The sequence below is a fragment of the Ancylomarina sp. genome (assembly GCF_041555295.1).
In the GTDB taxonomy this organism is placed as follows: domain Bacteria; phylum Bacteroidota; class Bacteroidia; order Bacteroidales; family Marinifilaceae; genus Ancylomarina.
This window is the reverse complement of sequence record NZ_JBFFKR010000165.1, coordinates 1-7,851: the sequence shown is the minus strand read 5'-3', so window position 1 is coordinate 7,851 and position 7,851 is coordinate 1. Positions and strand designations below refer to the sequence as shown.

Annotated in this window: 6 protein-coding genes and 1 pseudogene; 6 read left to right on the top strand and 1 reads right to left on the bottom strand. The window is 36.4% G+C overall.

Annotated elements, in window-relative coordinates; translation table 11 throughout:
* The 3 genes and pseudogenes from ABY905_RS11520 to ABY905_RS11510 all read left to right on the top strand — a co-directional run.
* Nucleotides 1-1,728: pseudogene (locus ABY905_RS11520) on the top strand (peptidase); the annotation flags it as partial.
* A 212-nt stretch (nucleotides 1,729-1,940) separates the two neighbouring features.
* On the top strand, nucleotides 1,941-3,815 hold the full coding sequence (locus ABY905_RS11515) for a metallophosphoesterase (protein ID WP_372643932.1): 1,875 nt from the start codon (nucleotides 1,941-1,943) through the stop codon (nucleotides 3,813-3,815).
* Between the two features lie 5 nt (nucleotides 3,816-3,820).
* Nucleotides 3,821-4,909 (top strand): hypothetical protein, encoded by a 1,089-nt coding sequence (locus ABY905_RS11510; RefSeq protein WP_372643929.1) that lies wholly within the window; start codon nucleotides 3,821-3,823, stop codon nucleotides 4,907-4,909.
* A 43-nt stretch (nucleotides 4,910-4,952) separates the two neighbouring features.
* Here the strand turns inward: ABY905_RS11510 and ABY905_RS11505 are convergent, their stop codons facing one another.
* Complete coding sequence (locus ABY905_RS11505) at nucleotides 4,953-6,293, bottom strand: radical SAM protein (protein WP_372643926.1); 1,341 nt, start codon at nucleotides 6,291-6,293, stop codon at nucleotides 4,953-4,955.
* Nucleotides 6,294-6,498: 205 nt separating this feature from the next.
* Here ABY905_RS11505 and ABY905_RS11500 point away from each other — a divergent pair, with 205 nt between their 5' ends.
* The 3 genes from ABY905_RS11500 to ABY905_RS11490 all read left to right on the top strand — a co-directional run.
* On the top strand, nucleotides 6,499-6,903 hold the full coding sequence (locus ABY905_RS11500) for a hypothetical protein (RefSeq protein ID WP_372643923.1): 405 nt from the start codon (nucleotides 6,499-6,501) through the stop codon (nucleotides 6,901-6,903).
* 28 nt (nucleotides 6,904-6,931) lie between these two features.
* Nucleotides 6,932-7,312: a hypothetical protein gene (locus ABY905_RS11495; RefSeq protein WP_372643920.1), complete on the top strand. Its 381-nt coding sequence runs from the start codon at nucleotides 6,932-6,934 to the stop codon at nucleotides 7,310-7,312.
* A gap of 266 nt (nucleotides 7,313-7,578) precedes the next feature.
* Nucleotides 7,579-7,851: VOC family protein (locus ABY905_RS11490; RefSeq protein ID WP_372643917.1), on the top strand; the 273-nt coding region annotated here is incomplete at its 3' end.

Here is a 7,851-nt window from a genome sequence, read left to right as displayed (position 1 = left end):
AATACACCTCAAAAAGGGATGATGTACTTGTTCCAGTCCTATCAAGGTTGGTTATTTGCCAATGATCCATTTCTGGGATTGGAATTTAACAAGCCATTGGAAGAAGCTAAAAAAGCACTAACAACAAATATTCTGGAAACAACAATAACCAAATATTTGGCAAACAACCCTCATGCTTTATTGATGGTTTTAAAACCAGAACCGGGTTTGCAGGCTAAACTAGCTGAGGCAACAAAGGCAGAGCTAAAAGCATTTAAGGATGGCTTAAGTGATGATGAAAAAGAGGCCTTGATTGCTCAAACTGAGGAATTGATTGCTTACCAGAAAAGAGAGGATACATCTGAAGCTAAAGCGAGTATTCCAATGCTTGAATTGTCAGATATCAATAGTGATATTGAATGGTTTGGGATCGATAAGAAAAATATTTCTGATATTGAAGTCTTACATCACAATACTTTTACTAACAACATACTATACAGTAATTTGTATTTTGATATCCGTACCTTACCTAAAGATCTAATTCCTTATGCAGAACTACTATCTTCCTTCTTAGGAAAACTGAATACAGAGAATTATACTTATGGAGAATTGGATAACGCCTTGAATATTCAAACGGGTGGTTTCAACACTTACACAACCACTTTCCTTGAAGATCATTCGGATGATAAGATGATTCCTAAATTTGCAGTCTACACCAAAGCTACAGCTGAAAAGGCCGGAAAAATGTTTGAATTAGCGAATGAAGTGATTAATCATTCGAAGCTAAACGATAAAGATCGTTTGAAAGAACTGCTTACACGTCACCAATCGAGAGTAGACTCTGACATTAAGAATAATGGCTTAGGTTATGCTATGACTCGCCTTCGCTCATATTACTCTAAATATGGAGCTTACAGCGAGGAAACCAGTGGTTTGGATTACTACCGTTTTGTTACCGATTTATCAGACAATTTCGATGCTAAAAGCGACGAGCTTATAGCAAATCTTGAGAAAACGGCCGCTTTACTTTTTGCTAAAGAGAACATGATTGGTTCTGTGACCTGCGATGAGAACGATTTTATAGCCTATACCGCAGGAATGAAAAATTTAGCGGGAAGCTTAAAAGAAGGATCTGTTAGCCTAAACAACTGGAAATTTGATTTCAAAAAGAAAAACGAAGGTTTAAAGACGGCCTCAAAAGTACAATATGTAGTTAAAGGTTACGACTTAAAAAAGCTAGGTTACGAATACAATGGTAAAATGAGAGTTCTAAACCAAGTGCTTTCAACTGACTGGCTTCAAAAGCAAATACGTGTTATTGGTGGTGCTTACGGTGGCTTTGCTGGAATCTCAAACAGTGGTAATGTTTATTTTGCTTCTTACCGAGATCCTAATTTATCAGAAACCATTGAAAATTATAACAAGACTCCGGAGTATTTAGAGCAATTTGATGCCAATGCAAAAGAGATGACTCGTTATATTATTGGTACTATTTCGCGAATGGATGGTCCAATGACAGCCTCTCAAAGAGGGAAACGTGCCATTCAGTATTACTTCGAAAAAACAACACCAGAAGAGTTAAAAGCTGAGCGTGCAGCTGTTTTGTCAACTACACCAGCAGATATTAAAGAAATGAAAAAAATGGTGGAAGACATTCTGGCACAAGATGCTATTTGTGTGTATGGTAACGAAGAAAAAGTAACAGAAAATGCGAAACTCTTTGGCAAAGTCATTAGCCTTACAGAATAAGTAACTGTTTATATTATAAAAAATAAAGGAGCCTATATGGCTCCTTTATTTTTGCTTAAACCTAAGTCTTTAAAATGTATCCAAACCCTTTAATACAACAAACCCACTATTTGAATTAACAGTAAATTCATCTAAAAAAATCTGCAAGCCTCCTCCTCTTATTGTATCTTTAATGGAAATCAACACATTGTAACCTCTAAAACGAAGATGTAATGAGAAAACTATTAATCGGTCTATGTCTCTCCCTCTTGATTATTCCTGGTAAAGCACAAGAAATACCAGCTGTTTATTCTAATATAGGTAGCAATGAGAAAGGTATCTTCTTACAATTGGAAAACAAGAGAATCTATGCCATCCCTCCTAATGACATGTTCCGCTTTAGCGATTTATATTCGAATGTAACTGGCACACAGAAGGGATTGGATTTCGATTTTAAATATCCAAAACTTAATGGAACCCTTTTCTACGGTTTTATCAATTATAAGGACGGTAGCTATCCTCAGCCTGTCTATTTCAGAGAAAGTGCTCCTATCATCAATGGGAAAACAAACATTCCGATTGCAGCTAGGCTATCGGGCAGATACGATATGATCGGCTGGGAGAAATCGGGTCAAGGTGTTTTGGGGTATCGAATAGTCACTAGTGAAGGAACCATACTCTATGATGGGAAAGCCGCCTTTAGCCATAAGGATGGCATGTTTACTTCTGCAGCAACCTTAGTGGAAGGGCCTTTTATCAATAAACTCACACACGAAGATTTAGTAATTTCTTTTACAACATCGAAAGAAGTGAAGGCTTACATTAAGATTAATGATAAAATATATAGAGACAGACGAGCCTGTTTAAATCACCAAATTAAAATTAATAAGCTGGAAGCAAAAACAACTTATCCTTATAGTCTTAAAGTCGGTAAATTTAACTTCAACTTTAAGTTCGAGACGGCTCCGCTCTCTGGTTCGCGTCAAGCATTTACCTTTGCCTACGGTAGCGATTCGCGAGCGGGTCAAGGCGGTGGCGAAAGAAATATTTTTGGAACCAATGCTTATATTATGAAACGCATTGCATCTCTGGCTAAAGCTGAAGGGGCCAAATTTGTACAATTCACAGGTGATTTAATCGATGGTTATGATGTGAGCAGAGAGCGAATGAATCTTCAATACGCCAATTGGAAGCATGCCGTTGAACCTTATTGGCATTATATGCCTTTTTATGCAGGCTTTGGGAATCACGAGGCCTATTCCTATCTCTTTAATGATACCGTAGCCAATTATAGCTATATGATTGATCATTTCCCATTTGCAGATGATTCTGGAGAATCCCTCTTTCAAGATAACTTTGTGTTACCAGAGAATGGTCCCCAAAGCGAGGATGGATCCATCTACGATCCCAACCCATCTATTATGGACTTTCCATCCTATAAGGAATCCGTTTATTGGTACAGCTACGACAATGTGGCTATGGTGGTTTTAAACTCCGACTATTTTTACGCCCCTCAGGGTTTGCATTATGCCAGCGGAAACTTGCATGCCTATATTATGGACAATCAATTGAAATGGCTTAAAAAGACGCTTAAACAGCTTGAAAAGAATAAAACCATTGATCATGTCTTTATTAGTATTCACACCCCCTTTTTTCCCAATGGCGGTCATGTAAAGGATGATATGTGGTACAGTGGTGATAATCGTTACAGGGCAATGGTAGCTGGGAAAAGCTATATTGAAGGTATTATTCAGCGAAGAGATCAGCTTTTGGATCTTATTGTGAATGAGAGTAGCAAAACAGTAGCTGCACTTACTGGTGACGAGCATAATTATAATATGCTGACCATTAATGAAGAGATGCCACGCTACCCTGAAAATTACTCATACGAGAAACTGAATCTGAAACGAACTTTTTATCAGATAAATAATGGTGCTGCCGGTGCGCCATACTATGCACAGGAAAAGACACCATGGATGATGAACCTACGAAACTTCTCAACTCAAAATGCTATTGTCCTTATTGATGTGGAAGGAGATAAAATAAAAGTAAGAGTAAAGAATCCCGATACACTCGAATTGATAGATGAATACACCTTAAGAGAATAAATGAAATGAAGTTCGCTATTGGCTTATTCCTGATACTTATTTTGCAGATACCTCTTTCTGCTCAGGAGAGCGATATGCAAACACTAATTGATACGACTTGTATACAAAATGCACTATTCGAATCTGATGAGATCTTTAATATTTGTCTCAGGGGTGATATCCGTGAACTCTTTAAAGATCGCAGAGGTGAGCCCCGTTACCACCCCTTGCTCATGAAGTATATCATGGCAAATGGTGAAACTGATAGCTTAAATATTCGTATTAAAACCCGTGGCAATTTTCGACGTAAGCGTGAAAACTGCAAGATTCCCCCTCTTCTGCTTAATTTTGATTCTGTACAAATCCAATCAAACGATCTATTTTCAGGCCAGGATAAAATCAAGTTGGTTACGCCTTGTATCGACCACAAATATGTGCTACGAGAATACCTGATCTATAAAGTTTTTCAACTGATCAGTAAAAACAGCTTTCAAGTCAGATTGGTAGAGCTTTGTTTTGAAGATTCTATAAAAGGAAAAAAGACGGAAGACCAATATGGCATCCTTCTGGAGGATCAAAATCTTTTGGCAGATCGACTACAAGCTCAGCTTTTCAAACGGGCCAATACCAGACCGCAAAGAAACATAAAAAAGGAATTTCTAAACATGGTCGTTTTTCAATACCTGATTGGCAATACCGATTGGTCCATTCAATACCGGCACAACATCAAATTGATTCATATAAAGGGTAAGAATGGTCTTATTCCTATTCCCTATGATTTTGATCATGCAGGCCTGGTGAATGCCCCTTATGCCAAGCCTGCCAAGGAACTTCGAATGAATTCCGTCAGGCAAAGGCGTTACAGAGGCTACTGCATAGAAGACATGAGAGAATTCCAGCCGACTTTCGATCTTTTTAATAAACTAAAGAAAGCAATCTATGCCATTTATACCGACAATCCCCTTCTTGAAGAAAAATATATCAAACAAAGTCTGAAGTATCTTGATGAATTTTACCAAACAATTAATAATCCAAAAATGGCAGCAAAAACTTTTCAATATCCATGTAATCCCCATGGCACAGGAAATGTGGTGATTAAGGGATTAAAAAAGTAAAGAAATAAAGGTTGATGGGAAAAGTGATAAAGGTTTTGATAGATCAACCTGTGATGAATTTTCTTCTACTCAATAAGGTTCGTTTAAATATCTCCTTACGTCTCTTCACCATCTCATCAGAGTAAACCTTAGTCATTAGATTTTGAAATTCATCTTCTAATTCCTCAACACTAAAGTTTTTAGGTTTATAGGTGACATCAAACAAAGTGCACTTATCCCAATAATCTGAAAGTAATCTATCTTCTTTTTTCAGTTGATTATATAAATCAGTACATGGGAAAGCTGTTAAAATCGTAATTTGCACATCCGACAAATTACTTTCCTTTATAAACTTTTCAGTTTCTCTAAAGGTTTCTTTCGTATCAGAGTCAAATCCTAATACAAAGCAACCGTTAACAGTAATTCCATAAGACTGTATCTTATCGATAGCCTCCGAATAATTTTTAAATTGCTTAGACTTCCAGCCTCCATCTAAGCCCTTGATACTATCAAAATTGACTGATTCCAAGCCAATAAGGACTTGCATACAGTTTGATTTGGCCAATAACTCTAAGAGTTCATCATCGTAAGCAATAGAAATATCCGTTTCGGTAAACCATTTCATCTTATAATCAGCAAAAAGCCTGAGAAGATCCTTAGACCATTCTTTATCGACAAAGGTATTGTCATCAGCCAGTTCTATAAAAGGATCGTCCCATATCTCGAAGATCTTATCCAGTTCCTTTTTGATCAATTTTACAGGCTTCTTTTTATAATCACTAATACATCTTGATGCTGCACAAAAATGACAATCGTGCGGACAGCCCCTGGTTGTTTGGATAGTTAATCTATTATACTTGCTAATATCCAATAGATCGTAAGCAGGTACCTTTGAATCCTCAAGATGAAAAGCCATTTCAGGTTCTATAAATGAGCTATACAAAGCTTTTAATGTGTTCGTCTCATAATCCTTGAGCAGTGCTTCCCAAAGCATTTCGCATTCGCCTTGTACAACCGCATCGGCATGAGCTTTAGCCTCATCAGGCAATGCTGAAACATGTAAGCCTCCCATCACGACAGTTATGTCCTGTTTCCTGAACCGTGCTGCTAGCTCATAGGTTTCATTAATTCTTGAAGTCAAAGCAGAGAAAGCTATGATATTTGGCTCTTCACCCAATATTTCCACAATATCATCATCTGAGTAGGCATCCAACTCGCGATATATAACCTCCCAATTTTCTGGAGTATGAGCTGCAAGGGTTAATAAACCCAAACTGGGTAAGCTTGCAATTACACGGCTTCGGTCTACAAAACCTGGTAGAGTTAATCCAGTCTTGAGTAATTTTTCGTTAAACACCCTAACACCACTCATTGAAATTAATATAACCTTATATTCTTTCTTCATCGAATAAAATATTAAAAGTAAGACGACTACGTCCTATAAAGTTAAAGCATTTTAGACAAAACCTTTTAACAACAGATTGAATACCAGCATTAAAAATGCTATGAATCAATTATTTGTAATTACTCTGGATTGTATTTAAATAAGGAAAAAAAAACACAAGTTCCGTAACTTTATAAATAACAATTAATGTTTAAATCTTAAAGTTATGAGCAGAATATCGTATTACAAGAGCTTATTTCTAGTAGCAGCAATTTATGATCTTATTTTAGGACTTGTTTTTACATTCCTTCCAAAATCTGCCTTTAATTTAATAGGTATTCCAGATAAAGCACCTGACTTTGTGGGGTATCTTAGCTTGATAGGTGCGTACTTGCTTATCATTGGAATCGCTTATATCCTCATCTATAGAGGAAAATTGCAAAAAAATATTGATTTGATTCTTATAGGTTTGTTGTACAAATTCGCCTACTGTTCTATCGTTTTTTATTATTTTATGATAGGTGACTTACCTCACATCATCTTTTTGGTTCTTTTTGGATTTATTGATTTAATCATGCTTCTTCTTATGATTGAATGTTATGTGACGTTGAGAAGGAAGGTCGAGATTTAATCATATTCTCAAGTATAAACTTTATATTATGACTGAAATAAACTTATACTCAGCATGGATTGGCATGTTGCTAGGTGGCATACTGGGTGCTGTCCAAGGTCTTTTTTTTCACAAGGAAGAATGGTTAGGAGGTTATGGCTCCTGGCAAAGAAGAATGATGCGTCTGGGTCATATCTCGTTTTTCGGCATTGCCTTTATAAATATTGCTTTTGCTTTTACGGCTAAGAGCTTAAGCATAGAACAGGAAGTTGCTCTTCCCTCTGCACTGTTTATAATTGGAGCAATAGGTATGCCACTTATTTGTTATTTGTCGGCCTTCAAAAAGATGATCAGACATCTTTTCTTTATTCCAGCTCTCTCTATCATTGGTGGAATAATGAGTCTGTTATGGATCATTTATAAATACTAACTCGTTGTATCCAGAGTAGAAAAAAAAGCGTTAAATTAAACCACCACCACCCCACTTTAAGTACACCTCCCCTTGAAACGTTTTAGTTTTGTATTCAATAGTACCAACATACACCTCTTATTCAATAAAAAACAAATAATTTTTCCTCCAAAACGAACTCCAATACAGTATGATACACATTCATGTAACCATATGCAATGGATGTAACCTATAGGATACCAGCATCTTAAACCCTATCTTTGTCAGGAATTAAATATTAAGAAATCATGAATATCAAAACATTATTGATAGGAGCCACATTATTACTTTCGGTAATAAGTAGTCAAGGTCAAATTAATACGAAGAGTATGAAAAATAAACAAGAAGTAAAAGAGAAGGTTTATCCAAAAACATTCTCCCACATTGGAATAACAGTACCTGATTTAGATAAAGCCGTAAAATTCTATACCGAAGTGATGGGATTTTATGTGATTATGCCACCCACTGAAGTCATCGAAGAAAATGAAACAGCTATTGGCCAAATGTGTATTGATGTCTTT

Bases quoted from the DNA above. Each gene is read 5' to 3' on its own strand.
- ABY905_RS11505 (WP_372643926.1), bottom strand. From the start codon at position 6,293: ATGAAGAAAGAATATAAGGTTATATTAATTTCAATGAGTGGTGTTAGG.
- ABY905_RS11495 (WP_372643920.1), top strand. From the start codon at position 6,932: ATGACTGAAATAAACTTATACTCAGCATGGATTGGCATGTTGCTAGGT.
- ABY905_RS11515 (WP_372643932.1), top strand. From the start codon at position 1,941: ATGAGAAAACTATTAATCGGTCTATGTCTCTCCCTCTTGATTATTCCT.
- ABY905_RS11500 (WP_372643923.1), top strand. From the start codon at position 6,499: ATGAGCAGAATATCGTATTACAAGAGCTTATTTCTAGTAGCAGCAATT.
- ABY905_RS11510 (WP_372643929.1), top strand. From the start codon at position 3,821: ATGAAGTTCGCTATTGGCTTATTCCTGATACTTATTTTGCAGATACCT.